The organism is Arthrobacter sp. StoSoilB20 (assembly GCF_019977295.1).
GTDB classification, from domain to species: domain Bacteria; phylum Actinomycetota; class Actinomycetes; order Actinomycetales; family Micrococcaceae; genus Arthrobacter; species Arthrobacter nicotinovorans_A.
Map to the genome: position 1 here is coordinate 3,121,269 of NZ_AP024651.1, position 15,390 is coordinate 3,136,658.

Sequence of the window (15,390 nt, forward strand, 5' to 3'; positions counted from 1 at the left end):
ACATTTTGAGCCTAGCGCTTATGTAGGCGGGCGGCTCTGGTATTTCGGCCAAAGGAATTCGCCTTTTGCTGGACAGGCGCACAGACAAGGTTGGCAATGGCAAGTCGAAGTGCCGATTCGGGTGCGCATTCCAAGAGAACGGACCCGGAGAGCAAGGCTGCATCACAAGCTATCGGGTCCGCCGGCAGGTAGGCGTCGATTCCCAGCCCCGGCCCAAACCTTTCCCACGCCTCCGCCAATTGCTGCCTTGGCGCATAACCCACGGCCGACTTTTTGACCTTATTAAGGACCACCCGCACCGATGCGTCCGGAACAGCTGCCTGCATTTCGGCCAGGCCACGGACCAGCCGCGGTACTCCGATGGCGTCTGCCGCTCCCACAGCGAAAACCACATCAGCCATTTCCAGGCTCCGCAAAGTTGCCGCGTTCCTGCGTGGAGCCATGGTGTCGAAGCTCAGTTCCTCATCCGATTCGAGACAAAATCCGGTGTCTACCACCACGACATCCGAGACTTCCTTGGCCCGTTCAAGGACGCGGGACATCGCAGCAGCCCTCAGCTCTGTCCATCGGTCCGCACGCGTGGTCCCCGTCAGCACCCGGAAGGAGAATTCTTTCGTGAATACTGGAACCGCCGCGGCCTTCAGCGCTTCCGCGTCAAGGATCCCCTGGTCAGCAAGCCTGCAGGCCTGGGCGAGACCCGCGGCTTCGTCCAACAGCCCCAGGACAGCAGACACGCTGGCGCCATAGCTGTCGGCATCGACGAGAACGACGGATTTTCCTTCCGCCGCCAACTCGGCAGCGATGTTGACCGCCAGCAGCGTCCTGCCGGGGGACCCAATGGGCCCCCACACGGCAAGCACCTGGCCCGAACCCTCCTGCGGGTCCTGTTCAACTTCAGGAGTTGGTACCGATAACGGACCACCTCCGACATCGGCGAAACCTGAGTCCTGGCCCGAGCCGAGCAGGGCCCGTGCGTGACCGCCCCCTACCGCCTCGGATATTCTTGCCGCGAGCACGGAGGGTGCTATGCCTGAAGCGGCCACAACAACTCCAATGGAGTGCAGCCGCCCGGCCTCGACCGGGTCATCCGTGAGCGCCACGACCGAGACCCCGACTGCCCCGAGCCGATCCACCAAGGTAGTGGTTAGTTCGTCACAGCCCTCCGCGACAACGGCTGCCATGGCAAGACCGCTCTGGCAGGCTGCCATAAGCTCGGCAAGCTCCGAACAGCGCCTGACCACCGTCACCGGCCCATGCAGGCCCTCCAGCCCGCCTACTACTGCCTCTTGCGCGGGACCTACAGTAACCACGGGAATGCTCATGGGTTCAGTCCCGCCGGATTCCACACCACTGAAATGCTGGCCTTATTCGCTTGTGCACCCAACAGCTTGGGCATCTGCTCATCCGTCACGAGGACAAGGATCTGGGTGGTTTTGGATGCTCCCAAACCAACGGGTCCAGACACCACCTGCGCAATTTCGGCGCTGGGCAGCAGCAAATGCGGCTCATCAAACGCACTGCTTGAACCGGGCAACGCAACCCAGACGTCGACCCGCGCACCTCCAACGACCTGAACAGGCAGTTCCCCTTCGACGGAAACAGCGACAGGCTTCCGGTTCAGCGCATCGGCCTGCCCCAGGCTTTCCTTGGCGAGAAGCTGGTTCTTCGCGACCCGTTGCAGAGCTACCCGGCCGTCGGCCCAGCCGCCCTCTACGGTGACGTACCCGGACTCAAGATCGTCCAGGCGCACATTGGCAATCGAGAGGTCCGCCATGGTGACCGCTTGGCCAACTGCGATTTCTTCGCGCGCCGTGTAGACCTGCGTCGTTCTGTCTGCCGAGCCAACCAGGGCGATGACGCCGGCAACGGAGACGAGTACCAACAGGATGCCGATCAGCAGCCGGGGATCCTTCCACGACGGCTTCTTCAATCTTGCTGCAGCGACCACTGCCCCTTGACCCATGTCCTGCTACCCCCGGTGAGCTTATGGCAGGTCAATGGACCCGCTCCCTCATTCTTACCGGCCGTTCCCACGAGGCAAAAGCCACTGACCACAAAGTAGCCATAACTGTGGATAAACGCACCAAAAGCAGTCCAACGGTGGCAAAATGGTGCCATGCCCCGATTCCTGACTCTGGCGGATGTCGCCGAACAACTTCAAATCAATTCCCCACAGGCCTATGCCCTGGTGCGCAGCGGCGAATTGAAAGCCATCCAAGTAGGAGGGCGGGGTCAGTGGCGCATTGAGGAGACGATGCTGGAAAAATACATCCAGGACCGCTATGCCGAAGCAAGCCGCATGATCCAGGAGGCAAGAGCCAAGGCCGGCCAGCCCTAGGCGTATCCGCGACGGTAGTTACCAGCCGGGGTATGAGCACAGAGCTGCAACAGCGCCGAACGGGACAGTCATGACCGAGGCCACGTTTCCCGCCCGCCGCGCTTCACCGTCCCGGACAACGGCAATATCAAGGTGGTCCCGGCCCACCCTGTCTATGACACCCCTGATCTTCACGGCAGTTCCGGCTGGTGCGACCAAGTGAAGTACCAGCTCGGACCGGTCCATGGCCAGCGCCCTGAGGACGGATGCGATCCCGGGTAACCCAAGAATCGTCGAGGCGGGTTTCAAGGCCAATCTCCCCAGGCCCCGGAATGTCAGAACTGCAGCGAATGGCACCAACCATTGCTTGGACCCCTCAGCCACAACCAGCCAGTCACCGCCCACACGCCTCACCACCCCTTCCAGGACGGTGTCGTCGGCGAGAAGCAGTGTAATCACTGAGCCAGCTGCACCACGGAGCCGATCACCCAATTCGATCCCGGCAAGCTCCACCCTGGACCGCTCAGTGATCTCGGACTCCGCCGAAAGGGCGTGCCCGGCAGAAAATTGTGCGTCCAGATCGTCAAAGAGAGAGTCCCATCTCATGTAGTCAGACTAGGCTGCAACATGAAGACGGAGCGAATATGGCGTTATCCGGCGATCCGGATTGGACAGAACGGCTGCAACGTGTTCAGAATAGGCCTAACGATGTCAAAATGCATCAAACTGCATCAAACGGAGCTTGGGGGCTTTGAGTGGCAAGAACAGTACGCAGCGACGCCTGCCTCGCCGGGACAATCCTGGGACTTGGGCTGCTGCTTTTCTACGTGGGCACCATGCTCTTGGATCAATGGCGGTCAGCGGATCACCACAACCAAGTCATCTCCATTGAGGACCTGATCGGTTTCATCGCGAACGGTGCTGGTGCAGCACTGGTGGCGTGGTGGATTCTCTCATTTGTGCTCGCATTCTTCGCATCGCTTTTGCACCGTAGGGGAAAGAAGGCCAGCGCCAATGCCCTGGCAAAGTTCAGCCCTGCTTTTATGCTGCGGATTGCCGCAGCGGTCCTGAGCTTGAATCTCCTGGGTGCCACTATGGCCCAGGCGTCCGCTCCCCTACCCGAGCCCGGCTGGGGACCCACAGCTGTCAACAGCCGAACCTCTCCGCACCCTGCCTGGACTCCCAAGCCCGCTGCGGGGTCCGCTCCCGATTTGCAGAAAACCGGGTCCATCGCCAAGGCAAACTCCCTTGATCCACGGTGGAAGCCCCAGCCTCCCCTCGCCGATCCCGGACTTCTCAGCAGGTCGCCGATGAGACAAGGGATCCCTCCAGAAGAATCCGGTGTCGTCGTGAAGTCAGGAGACACTCTTTGGTCTATTGCAGCGTCACGGCTGGGTCCCCTTTCAACCGATGTCGAGGTCGCGCTGTTGTGGCCCAAGTGGCACGCCGCCAACCGTTCGGTCATTGGCGAGGATCCTTCAGTGTTGGTCCCGGGCCAGGTCCTGCGGCCGCCCTTGCCGGGCTGACAATCCGGTAAACGACTACTAAAAACGTGACCCGCTCAGGGGTCCCCCACAAGCAACACAAGCGTCATCCCAGCAGAAGCCACCAGAACAGGGCGTCCCCACGCCCGGGTTCATGTAGTGAATGCCTGAGGTATGACCATGACCGTTGCGACCGCGAGCCGGCCCACGGACCGCCAGAACTCCCAACGACCATCTCCCGGTTACGGTTCGAACAGTTCGGACATTGACGTTCGGCTGGTTGCACGCAGTATCGCGCAGGCAGCGTTGGAGGTTCTGGCAGGTACCCGCGCCCTGACCCAGCTCTCACGTTCCCTTGATCCTGACTGCTATCTATCCCTGCAGCACAGGGCTGCCCTCACCCGGAAGCACGCCGCCAGGGTCCGGGGAAACCTTCATCCCCACCGGAGCCCTATGGTCCGCTCTGTTCGAGCCTGCTCAATCACCGAGGACATCTGCGAGGCAAGCATTGTTGTTGCCGAAGAACAAAGATGCCGCGCTGTGGCCATGAGACTGGAACGGTTGGATGGAGTGTGGCGGGTTACGGCTTTGGAAATCGGTTGACCCCGGAGCAGCCATCCGCGGACAACAAAAAAGCAGGCCCCGGACGCTAAGTCCGGGGCCCGCCCTATTCTTTGACCAGCCCTTTCATGGCATGCCACCAGCAATGCCAGTTGCGGCCACTACATCAGAGGATCAGCGACGCTTCTTCTTGGCAGGTTTGCGCTGCTCCTGGCCGGCTGCCTTGGCCGGATTGCCGGAACGACCGGACGTGCGGCCCTCGACGCGGGTTTGGGTCCCACCATCTTCACCCGGCGCGGTGTACTGCAACTGCGCCGGCTTCTCCGGCGCCTGCAGGCCCGCTGCCCGAATCTGCGGTTCATGATGTTCAGTGTGCGTCCCGGCGGCGGTGTCGTCGGCAACCACCACGTCCTCGGCCGGCGTTACTTCCACCTCAAGGTTGTAAAGGAATCCGATGCTCTCTTCACGGATGGCTTCCATCATGGACTGGAACATCACAAAGCCCTCGCGCTGGTACTCCACCAGGGGATCACGCTGGGCCATCGCCCGGAGACCAATACCTTCCTTCAGGTAATCCATCTCGTAAAGGTGTTCCTGCCATTTACGTCCCAGGACCGACAACACAACACGTCGTTCCAGTTCGCGCATGCTCTCGGAGCCAATGGCCTCTTCACGGGCCTGGTAAACCAGTCGGGCGTCGGAAAGAATCTCATCCTTCAGGAAATCGGCAGTGACACGGGACTTTCCACCGGCTTCCTCGATGATCTCTTCGGCCGTCACCGTGGCCGGGTACAACGTCTTCAAGTTGGCCCACAGCTGGTTGAAGTCCCAATCGTCGCCTGTTCCCTCGGCAGTGGCTGCCTCGATGAGTGCGTTGATGGTGTCTTCAAGGAAGAACTGGACCTTCTCGTGCAGGTCGTCGCCCTCAAGGATACGGCGGCGGTCGCCATAGATCGCTTCACGCTGCCGGTTGAGGACGTCGTCGTACTTGAGAACGTTCTTGCGCTGTTCAGCGTTGCGACCTTCCACCTGCCCTTGGGCAGAGGCGATGGCACGGGAGACCAGCTTCGATTCAAGCGCGACATCATCGGGCACGGAGCTGTTCATGAGCCGTTCGGCCGCACCCGAATTGAACAACCTCATGAGGTCATCAGTCAGGGAAAGATAGAAACGGGATTCGCCGGGGTCACCTTGACGTCCTGAACGGCCGCGCAGCTGGTTGTCGATCCGGCGGGATTCATGCCGCTCAGTTCCCAGAACGTAGAGCCCGCCAAGGTCCAGGACTTCTTCGTGCTCATCTTTGACCGATTGCTTGGCGGCAGAAAGCGCCTCGGGCCAGGCCGCCTCATACTCCTCCGAGTTTTCCTCGGGATCGAGTCCACGCTTCGCCAGCTCTGCAATGGCAGTAAATTCCGCGTTGCCGCCAAGCATGATGTCAGTACCGCGACCTGCCATGTTGGTTGCAACGGTAACGGCGCCTTTTCGTCCGGCTTGCGCAACGATCGAGGCTTCACGTGCATGGTTCTTGGCGTTCAGCACCTCGTGCCGGATACCTTCTTTGGCCAACAGCTTGGAGAGGTACTCGCTCTTTTCCACGCTGGTGGTGCCTACCAGCACCGGCTGGCCTTTCTCGTGCCTCTCGGCGATGTCCTGCACTACGGCGTCGAACTTTACGACCTCGTTCTTGTAAACAAGGTCCGGCTGGTCGATCCGCTGCATGTCCCGGTTGGTGGGGATGGGCACCACACCCAGCTTGTAGGTGCTCATGAACTCAGCCGCTTCAGTCTCGGCCGTGCCGGTCATGCCGGCGAGCTTTGAATACATGCGGAAGTAGTTCTGCAGTGTCACGGTGGCGAGCGTCTGGTTCTCGGCCTTGATCTCGACATTTTCCTTGGCCTCAATGGCCTGGTGCATGCCTTCGTTGTAGCGACGCCCGGCGAGGATACGGCCGGTGTGTTCGTCGACAATGAGGACCTCGCCGTCGAGGATGACGTAGTCTTTGTCGCGCTTGAAAAGCTCTTTGGCCTTGATGGCGTTGTTGAGGAAGCCGATCAGGGGGGTGTTGGCGGATTCGTAAAGGTTTTGGATTCCGAGGTAGTCCTCAACCTTTTCGATACCGGCTTCGAGTACGCCCACCGTGCGCTTCTTTTCATCGACCTCGTAGTCGACTTCGGGTTGCAGGCGGAGAACGACTTTTGCGAACTCGCTGTACCAGCGGTTGGTGTCGCCTTGGGCAGGGCCGGAAATGATGAGCGGAGTACGGGCCTCGTCAATCAGGATGGAGTCGACTTCATCGACGATCGCGAAATTGTGTCCGCGCTGAACGAGTTCACTGGCATCCCAGGCCATGTTGTCGCGCAGGTAGTCGAAACCAAACTCGTTGTTGGTTCCATAAGTGATGTCCGCAGCGTACTGCTGCCGCCGGACCGCGGGATCCTGGTTGGACAGGATGCAACCGCTGGTCAGGCCCAGGAACCTGTAAACGCGGCCCATCAACTCGGACTGGTATTCGGCGAGGTAGTCGTTGACCGTGACAACATGGACACCCTTGCCCGCCAGCGCGTTCAGATACGCGGGCGCGGTTGCCACGAGGGTCTTGCCTTCACCGGTCTTCATTTCCGCGATGTTGCCCAGGTGAAGTGCAGCGCCGCCCATCAGCTGGACATCGAAGTGGCGCATGCCCAAGGTACGGGAAGAGGCCTCACGTACAGCGGCGAATGCTTCCGGGAGGAGCGCTTCCAGGGTCTCGCCGTCTTGGTGGCGGGACCGGAGATGGTCGGTTTCCTCGCGGAGTTCGGCGTCCGTGAAGGACTTGAAGGAGTCTTCCAGGGCATTGATGGAATCGGCATAGTTCCGCAATTGCTTGAGTGTCTTTTTGTCACCCGTGCGGAGAAGTTTTTCGATTAGTGATGCCACGTGAAATTGCTCCCAGTCTCATGCTGCCGAATTCTGGCTGTTTCAGTCTACGGGAGAGACCAGCACCACGTGGCCGCGTTCACCTCTCAGCGGACTGGCCGGTGGCCAAGGGGTCCACCCCGTCCTTCAGCGCGATCAGCCACGGCTTGGGCGAGATCGCCTGCGAGGTCCCCCACCGGCCACACCACGACGTCCTGCAACCTGAGCCAGCCCGCCATGAGTTCCAGCTCGGCAGCAAGTTCGACGGCGGTATCGGCTGGAGCACCAAGCTCAGCAAACGCCGAGCGCACCAGAAGGCGGCCGGTTGCGCGGTCTGCCTTCAGATCCACCCGTGCCACGATTCCGTCCCTGAGAAGGAACGGGAGTACGTAATACCCGAATTGACGCTTGGCCGCGGGAGTGTAGATCTCTATCCGGTAATGGAAACCATGCAATTCCTCAAGTCGCCGCCGTTCAAAGACCAACGAGTCAAAAGGGCTCAGCAATGCACGGCCTTCAGCCCTGCGTGGCACCCTGGCGGTGATGTGCTTGTAGGTTTCCCTGTCCCAACCACGCACCGACACTGGCAGGAGGCGGCCTGCCTGGACCAACCGCCGGACCGACTCCGCTCCTGCCTTCACAGGTGTCCGGAAGTAGTCCGAAAAACAGCGGACAGTGCCGATTCCGTGGGCTTGGGCGGCAGCATCCATCAGGCGGTCGAGCGAGTCCTCGGCAGTTCCCGAGGGCGCGGCAATGTCAGGAACAACCCTGGAGGTCAGGGTGTACTTACGCTCGAATTGCGGTGTCCGCGACGCGGCCGAGATGCGTCCTTGTTCAAACAGGTGCTCCAGGACCCGCTTAACGATGTTCCAGTTCCATCCCCAATTGCCACGGTCAGCTGCCTCCTCGTGCCCGAGTTCAGCCGTAAGTTCCGAGGCAGTCATAGGGCGTCCTGCACTGAGGGCGGCCAGAACGCGGTCTTCCATATCCTGGCGGACATGCGGTTCAAGGTGGTGGGCTCCCACCCACGACCGCTTTTGCCACACCAGAAGGTCTTGAAAATGCTCCGGGCGGATAAAGCTCGCCTCGTGCGCCCAATACTCCATCATCCGGCGCGGCTTTCGACCTGCCATCGTGTGCAGGATCCCGGGGTCGTAGTCGCCCAACCGGGAAAAGAAGGGAAGGTAGTGACTTCTGGCCACCACGTTCACGGAATCGATCTGAACAAGCTGGAGTTGGGCAAAAGTCCGGCCCACCGCCCGTGCTGTCACGGGGCCGGCGGGCCGGATTTTTGCCAATCCTTGAGCTGCCAATGCGATCCGCCGTGCCTCTGAGAGGCTCAGCGAAGCGGTCATGGAAGTCCCTTCATACGGGCAATAATGCCTTACTTTGCGGTGGACGCCTGGTCATCGGAACGGTAGGCGTGGATTTTCTCTTCCACGGCTTCCTCGCCGGGTTCACAGGTGGAGTCGAGAGTGATCACGCCGTAGGTCCAACCACTACGGCGGTAGACGACCGAGGGCGCATTGGTTTCCTTATCCAGGAAAAGGTAGAAGTTGTGGCCAACGAGTTCCATGTTGTCCACAGCGTCATCCAGCGTCAGGGAAGCAGCGGGGAAGACTTTCCGGCGGATCAGGACGGGCGAGTCGCCTGCCGGAATGTCGTTCTCGATCTCATAGGGAGAACGCTCATCTGCCGCCGGCGCGGGGTCCTGGTGATTGCTTGCTTCGAGGTAGAGCGGTTCGCTCGCGCTGGCTGGTTCCAGTGTTGCAGTGGCTTCGCGCACGGCCTTCGGCGTGTGGCGGCCGTGGTGGACCTTTTTCCGGTCCTTCGCGCGCCGAAGCCTCTCAAGAAGCTTGTTGTATGCCAGATCGAAGGCAGCGAATTTATCGTCGGCTGTGGCCTCGGCACGGATGACGGGGCCCCGGCCCAGGACTGTCACTTCAACGGTGAGCTGGCCCGGCGTCTGCCGCGGGTTGGTTTCCTTGGAAACCTTGGCGTCGACTCGCTGGACCTTATCCCCCAGCGACTCAATCTTCGAGATTTTCTCGCCGGCGTATTCGCGAAAGCGGTCGGAAACTGTGAGATTTCGTCCGCTGATCATGAACTCCATGGTGCCCTCCAAATAACTCAGGTGACACGACAACGACGCTGTTGGGGGCTTGTCTGACGGACAGTCGAGCCCCTTTCCGAGCCGCTATCGACAGGTACATCTATTCTTGGTACCCACAACCGACGTTAGTTCATCGTCACGCGTTATTCATCCTTTGCTCGCTTATTTTTTGATTGAGTCTTGAAGACTTCATCCGGATCGCGCCCTATGGAGTTGGAAGCGTAGGCTGGTGGCCTCGTGGCCGCGAGGACAACGGCGCCACAGACCACACCGCCCGCAGCTTCCACTGCCCGGGCTGCTTCGGCAAGGGTCGCGCCGGTGGTGAGCACATCGTCTACAAGAAGGCATTTCCTGCCCTTGATTTGTTGGAGGTATCGGCCTTTTACCCGCATGGATCCACGGACCCTGCTGGCCCGGGCACCTCTTCCCAGTCCCTTCTGGCCTGCACCGGAGTGCCGTGTCCCCTTCCTGCCCGGAAAGCCGGCGGTCCGCTCCAGAAGGTCTCGAAGCGAGTCCCTTCGGACCGCGGATGCCGGTGAAATAACTCGCTTTTCCAAAGCGTCAAGGCTTGTGCACTGGGGCAGCATGCGTCGTATCCGCACGACGAAAAGCAAGAGATGCACCGGACTGAATCCCCTTTTTCGGTAGGCCCGGCCACTTGTAGGAACCGGCACAAGGAAGAATCCGGATTCATCACCAATGGCCCGCCGCACCGCGTTGCCAAGACAATGCGCCAGGACCCCGGCCAAGCGCCACTGGCCCAAGTGCTTGAAAGAGAGGATGCACTGGGCCAGTTCGTCACGGTAGGGCCCAGCGGCAACAACTCCCATCCTTGCCGCGCCATCGAACCCAACCAGGGCGGGCGACTCCTGTTCTGCGCGGAACGGCCGGCTGCAGAGTTGTCGGACCCGCTTGGCACAGGCCGCACACAACACGGTGTCTTCCGCAGAGCAACAAACGCAATCCACAGGCACCAGCAGGCCCAGCAGGTCAGTGGCAGTGCCTTGAAGCACCGCCAGGAAGCGGCCAAGAGGCTGTCGGTCAGGAGCACGCCGACGAGCCTGCACAGGATCCACCGGGTGGAGGTCGGGGTCTTGGTCCCGCCGTGGCTGCCTGGCACGGGTAGCCGCACGAAGCTCCCGGAAGCCGTGCTGGTCAAGAGCGGTAGCCATGGCAGTGCTGTGCGGCCCGAAGGAGCCGTCCCTGGTTTCCTTTTCTGCCCTGGTCATGGCAGCAAGCATGCAGGGAACCAAACCCGACGGAAAGGCATGCCCCACCCTATGTGCACAACGCGGACTCTATCTGCTCCCTGGTCAGCCGGGGAAAGCGGGCTCCGTAGGTCCTTTAAGCTGGAGTTCCCAGCCGTTTCCTACCCGTTGGAACACGCCGTCCTCGGATTGACCGTAAATCTGCTCCGAGCCATTGCCGGCGCTGAGGCTGGTCAAGCCGTCCCACGGAGCCAACTGTTGTGGTTCGCCCGACTCCAGCGAAAGCAGTTCAGGGACCACGGTTCCACTGGCCGATCCAGACATCACGGCCACTGTTGAACTGTTAACCCAGACACCCTGGTCAACCGAGCCGCTGCTGACCAAGGTGATGGGCGCAGTGAGGTCCTTGGGAACGCCGTCGGCATTTCGGACTATTCCGGTAATCTGCACCGTTGACTTGCCGTTTGCCTGGGAAATGACCAGCGCCCGGGTCCCTTCCCGGGAAACCCTGAAGTCCTTGACGGTCCGTCCGGACAACCAAGCCGGAGTCAAGGTGACATTGGGAATGGCCATGCCCGGGGCAACCCCCGTGGGTTTGAAAGCCACCACTTCGGCCGCTCCGTTGGCGCCCGGCCCGGCTGTCCAAACCCAATCGTGGGGGCTGAAGGAAGGCCCTGTGAGAGTGCTCCTGGTGGTCAACTGGCGTGCCGGCTGACCGGGTTCAATCGCATACAGGGTTGTCTTGTCCCCGTTAAGGAACGCCGCCGTTTGGGAAACAGGCGATTCAGCCGGCGAGTGGGGGCCCAGGCCGGACACTGGTTGCATGTCCGGAAGCGGAGTCATCCGGTTATTTTCATACCGCACCAGATCGCCGTTGCTGACAGCTATCTGACGGGCCGGAACGCTCTTGTCCACTACAGGAGGCAAGACTGTTCCGTTGTCCTCAACCCGGACAAGGTCCTGATCGGCGCGAAGCTGGACGTTGATGACATCAGGCTGGTCCCGGAAGGTCAGAGCCAATTGGTTCTGCATCCTCTGGCGGTCCTCTGCCGAGGCATCGAACAGTTCCTTGGCGGAGAGATCGACCTGCGCAGACCCGGACACCACAGGCACGGATTCGCGTGCGAGTTTCATCCCGGACGGGAAGGCACTGACCACTGCACCCCGAAGGTACGGAGCCGGCCCTGCAAGCACCGCTGAAGTCATGGACTTGACGGTGTTCTTCTTGATGAACCAACGGTAGTCGGGCACGGCATAGGTAAACGTGGGGTCATAGAAGTAGATGGGGAATGCCCCATAAATTACCTTGAACGTTTCTTCCGGTATGGCCGTACCGTCGGGCACCTTCGAAATCCGCCACTGGCCTTCCACCTGCTCAAGGGTCAGCGGAATGGTCTCCTTGGTACCCGGCGGGAATTGCGTGGCCACGCCATCGGCGTCAACCGAATACGCAACGTCCAATTCGTAGAGGTACTCATTTTCCCCAGCTGATTTGACTACCTGTGCTTCACGGAAAACAATGGCCCGCTTGTCTGGTTTCCATGTAACGGACTGTGCCTGGGTCAAGTACTGGCGCGCAACAGGGTAGTCATCCTCATACCCGCTGCCGGCCATGTAGAAATCCTCGATCACGGTCTCCGGGCTCGATCCCGCACGCGGGGCAGCAGGAAAGAAGACCGGTGCGTTGGGATTGCCCGCACCTTCGTCCTTGCTTTTACCGACGGGCCCGGACCGCGGAATCTGGGCACAGGAAGCCAGCAGCACCATCAGGACAGCAAGAACCGCAAGAAACGCCCGCCGGCGCCTTGGCCCGGTCATGCTCACGCCTCCCTCCCCGCTTGATCGTCAGGAGCAGACTTCGCGGCGTCCGGGCGCTGGCGCTGCAGGCCTGCTCCGGAGTCCGCGTCCAGAATGAGCATGTGCCGCTCGTTCGCGCTCCCGGTCCCGGGGAATTCAATATCGGCCGGTTCAAGCTGAAGCGGAGACTTCACAATGGTGCCTCCCTGCCGGAGGGGAAGTGTCAGCCGGAAGTTCGAACCCGATCCCTTGCGGCCCCACGCCTGAAGCCAACCATTGTGCAGTTTGGTGTCCTCTGCGGCAATGGACAGGCCCAGGCCACTGCCTCCGGTGGTACGGGCACGGGCGGGGTCGGCCCGCCAGAAACGATCGAACACCCTGGCTGCTTCTGCCTGGGTCATCCCGATGCCGTGGTCCCGGACCGACACTGCAACGGCCTCATGGTTGGCTGCAACTGAGATGTGGATCGGTTTCCCTTCCCCATGTTCCAGGGCGTTCAGCAACAAATTGCGAAGGATCCGGTCGATCCGCCGGGAGTCCATCTCCACCACGATGCTCTTTTGCCGGGCATTCAGCCGGACCTCGGAGCCGTATTCTGCTGCAACAGGTGCCGCACCTTCCATGACATGGGAGATCACCTGGAAGATGTCCTGGGGTTCTGCATCCAGGACTGCTGCCCCGGCGTCGAAGCGGGAGATTTCCAACAAATCCGAGAGCAGGGACTGGAACCGCTCAACCTGGTGGTAGAGCAGTTCGGCTGACCTCTTGTTCATGGGATCAAAGTCATCACGGGCGTCAAAGAGCACTTCGGCAGCCATCCGGACAGTGGTCAGCGGGGTACGAAGCTCATGCGAGACGTCGGAAACGAATCTCTGCTGCATTTGCGACAAAGTGGCCAGCTGGGTGATTTGCTCCTGGAGGCTGGCAGCCATGTGGTTGAAGGAAGCGCCCAACCTCGCTACCTCGTCCTCGCCCTTGACCACCATGCGCTCCTGGAGCTGGCCGGCCGCGAGCTTTTCGGAGACCACCGCAGCGTGGCTCACAGGACTGACCACGTTGCGCGTCACGTACCAGGCGATCGCCCCGATCATCAGGACCAGTGCAGCTCCACCGGCCCAGAGCACGTTCTGGATTTCGTCCAACGTTTGCTGGGCAGTGTTGAGGTCGTAAATCAGGTAGAGCTCATAGGAGGTGCCGTTGAACGTCACCAGGTTTCCGACGGCGATGCCCGGGCGGTCCTCATTGCCTACAGGGAACTGCGTGGAGGCCCAAAACTGCTGCTTGCCACCCTCCTGCACGGCTTTCCGGAGCTCGGGAGGTATGACCCGGACCGTCAACTGGTCCGAAGCGCGCGACTCGACCCAGCGGTTACGGGGTTTTGTCTGCTCTGGCTTTGCTTCGAACACGTAGCGCCGTTGGATGACCGAACCCCGGCCCTCCACGGCCGTCAGGGTGTCATAGACCAACGTAATGACGCTGGACTGATCGGTGACCTGCGCGCCGTCGAACGTGTCCTGGACCTGTTTGACGTTGTATCGGGTCTCCGACTCTGCCTGGGCGAGCCGCTCCTGGAAAAGGTTGTTGGCAATTTGGTTGGACAGGTAGGCGCCCACTATCGCAAAGGATGTCACGGCCAGTAGAAGGGTGGTCAGGACGGTACGGAACTCAAGGGACCGCCGCCACCGGCGCAGCACCGAGCGCCAAAGGTAGCGAAGCCCAGGTTTGATCTGCCGGACTCCAATGGACACAAGGCGTGAGACCCGCAAAACAAGGATCAGTCCGCGCCGTGTCCAGATCCGTGCGCGGGAAAGGAGCCATGGCAAGGTGCGGGTATTCCGGCCCGGCTGCTTCGGGTCCGGTTGATCGGGGCCTCCGGAGGACGATTCGCCAGTCGCTTCGGGGGTCGGTGGCAAGGCCGGGGTCGAATGGTCGACTCCGGCCGCCTCTGGACCCTTGGTCCCGAGGTCTCCTTCTGCCATGCCGGCTTTGCCGGCCGGGGACTCAGGAACCTGCTTTATATCCGACACCACGCACCGTCAAAACGACCTCGGGCGCCTCCGGGTCGCGTTCGATCTTGGACCTCAGGCGCTGGACGTGGACGTTGACCAGGCGCGTGTCCGCGGCGTGCCGGTAGCCCCAAACTTGTTCGAGGAGCAACTCCCGGGTGAAAACCTGCCAGGGTTTGCGCGCCAGTGCCACCAGGAGGTCGAACTCCAGGGGGGTGAGCGAAATCCGGTCGCCGCCGCGGGTGACCAGGTGGCCTGCGACGTCTATGGTGACGTCGGCGATGCGCAGCGTTTCGGGGGCCTTCTGGTCGCCGGGACGGAGTCGCGCACGGACCCGCGCCACCAGTTCAGCCGGCTTGAAGGGCTTGGGCACGTAATCGTCGGCTCCGGACTCCAGTCCCCGGACCACATCGGAAGTATCGGACTTTGCCGTCAGCATAACGATGGGCACATCGGATTCACCGCGGATCTGGCGACAGACTTCGATGCCGTCGGATCCGGGCAGCATCAGGTCCAGCAGCACAAGGTCCGGCTTGGAAGAGCGGAAGATCTCCAACGCCTGGCCACCGTCTGCGCAGAACACCGGCTCGAAACCATCATTGCGCAGGACGATGCCAATCATCTCTGCGAGTGCTTCGTCGTCGTCAACTACCAGAATGCGTGCCTTCATAGTTATATATTCCCTTATCACCAAGTCTTTGTCCCGTTGGGCACAGCGCACGGCATGGCGCTCCAAGGGCAGTTCCACCGTACTGCACATGCGTGGTGGCCTGCCTGCCGTGGCTGCCCGGGCGTCAGGCTATGAGGGACGACGGCGGGCCTATAGGCTGGGGGCCAAGGCGCGTTTGGGGACGTCGGACGTCGGCGGGCCGGGTCTTATGGGGAGGATATTTTGTCACAACCAGAGCACGGCCGGGGTGCCTCACCAGGCAACCAGCCAGCGTGGGGAAACCAACCCCAATGGGGTGGTCCCCCGGCATGGGCAGCCCCTCAAGGCGGCGGCCAGTAT

The 15,390-nt window shown here is 61.1% G+C and carries 13 protein-coding genes; 3 read left to right on the plus strand and 10 right to left on the minus strand.

Translation table 11 applies throughout. The features are described from left to right. Positions 1 to 11 precede the first annotated feature (11 nt). Both LDN85_RS14110 and LDN85_RS14115 read right to left on the minus strand, forming a co-directional pair. On the minus strand, positions 12 to 1,322 hold the full coding sequence (locus tag LDN85_RS14110; RefSeq protein WP_223943355.1) for a P-loop NTPase: 1,311 nt from the start codon (positions 1,320 to 1,322) through the stop codon (positions 12 to 14). Then, positions 1,319 to 1,963 (minus strand): flagella basal body P-ring formation protein FlgA, encoded by a 645-nt coding sequence (locus LDN85_RS14115; protein ID WP_026540056.1) that lies wholly within the window; start codon positions 1,961 to 1,963, stop codon positions 1,319 to 1,321. The genes LDN85_RS14110 and LDN85_RS14115 overlap by 4 nt, the downstream gene beginning before the upstream one ends. 153 nt (positions 1,964 to 2,116) lie before the next feature. Here LDN85_RS14115 and LDN85_RS14120 point away from each other — a divergent pair, with 153 nt between their 5' ends. Next, a complete protein-coding gene (locus tag LDN85_RS14120; protein WP_026540055.1) occupies positions 2,117 to 2,338 on the plus strand; it encodes a helix-turn-helix domain-containing protein in 222 nt (73 codons plus the stop codon). Between the two features lie 18 nt (positions 2,339 to 2,356). On the opposite strand, the gene LDN85_RS14125 is transcribed toward LDN85_RS14120, so the two are convergent. Next, positions 2,357 to 2,923 carry a hypothetical protein gene (locus LDN85_RS14125; protein WP_026546154.1) on the minus strand — a complete coding sequence of 189 codons (567 nt, stop codon included), beginning with the start codon at positions 2,921 to 2,923 and terminating at the stop codon, positions 2,357 to 2,359. Between the two features lie 149 nt (positions 2,924 to 3,072). Here LDN85_RS14125 and LDN85_RS14130 point away from each other — a divergent pair, with 149 nt between their 5' ends. After that, complete coding sequence (locus LDN85_RS14130; protein ID WP_026546155.1) at positions 3,073 to 3,843, plus strand: LysM domain-containing protein; 771 nt, start codon at positions 3,073 to 3,075, stop codon at positions 3,841 to 3,843. A gap of 138 nt (positions 3,844 to 3,981) precedes the next feature. Continuing rightward, entirely contained in the window at positions 3,982 to 4,404 is a 423-nt protein-coding gene (locus tag LDN85_RS14135) for an Rv3235 family protein (protein WP_223943356.1), read from the plus strand. 132 nt (positions 4,405 to 4,536) lie between these two features. Here LDN85_RS14135 and secA read toward each other — a convergent pair whose 3' ends face one another. From secA to mtrA, 7 genes are all read right to left on the minus strand, one after another. Further along, a complete protein-coding gene (gene secA / locus LDN85_RS14140) occupies positions 4,537 to 7,278 on the minus strand; it encodes a preprotein translocase subunit SecA (protein ID WP_026540051.1) in 2,742 nt (913 codons plus the stop codon). 86 nt (positions 7,279 to 7,364) lie between these two features. Further along, positions 7,365 to 8,612, minus strand: a complete 1,248-nt coding sequence (locus LDN85_RS14145) for a crosslink repair DNA glycosylase YcaQ family protein (protein WP_091550115.1) — start codon at positions 8,610 to 8,612, stop codon at positions 7,365 to 7,367. Between the two features lie 29 nt (positions 8,613 to 8,641). Next, positions 8,642 to 9,370 carry a ribosome-associated translation inhibitor RaiA gene (raiA, locus tag LDN85_RS14150; protein WP_026540050.1) on the minus strand — a complete coding sequence of 243 codons (729 nt, stop codon included), beginning with the start codon at positions 9,368 to 9,370 and terminating at the stop codon, positions 8,642 to 8,644. 143 nt (positions 9,371 to 9,513) lie between these two features. Further along, on the minus strand, positions 9,514 to 10,599 hold the full coding sequence (locus LDN85_RS14155) for a phosphoribosyltransferase family protein (RefSeq protein WP_081733248.1): 1,086 nt from the start codon (positions 10,597 to 10,599) through the stop codon (positions 9,514 to 9,516). Positions 10,600 to 10,683: 84 nt separating this feature from the next. Next, entirely contained in the window at positions 10,684 to 12,396 is a 1,713-nt protein-coding gene (locus LDN85_RS14160) for an LpqB family beta-propeller domain-containing protein (protein ID WP_223943357.1), read from the minus strand. A 2-nt stretch (positions 12,397 to 12,398) separates the two neighbouring features. Beyond that, a complete protein-coding gene (mtrB, locus tag LDN85_RS14165) occupies positions 12,399 to 14,405 on the minus strand; it encodes an MtrAB system histidine kinase MtrB (protein WP_223943358.1) in 2,007 nt (668 codons plus the stop codon). After that, positions 14,377 to 15,051 carry an MtrAB system response regulator MtrA gene (gene mtrA, locus LDN85_RS14170; protein ID WP_035760565.1) on the minus strand — a complete coding sequence of 225 codons (675 nt, stop codon included), beginning with the start codon at positions 15,049 to 15,051 and terminating at the stop codon, positions 14,377 to 14,379. The genes mtrB and mtrA overlap by 29 nt, the downstream gene beginning before the upstream one ends. Between the last annotated feature and the right edge of the window lie 339 nt (positions 15,052 to 15,390).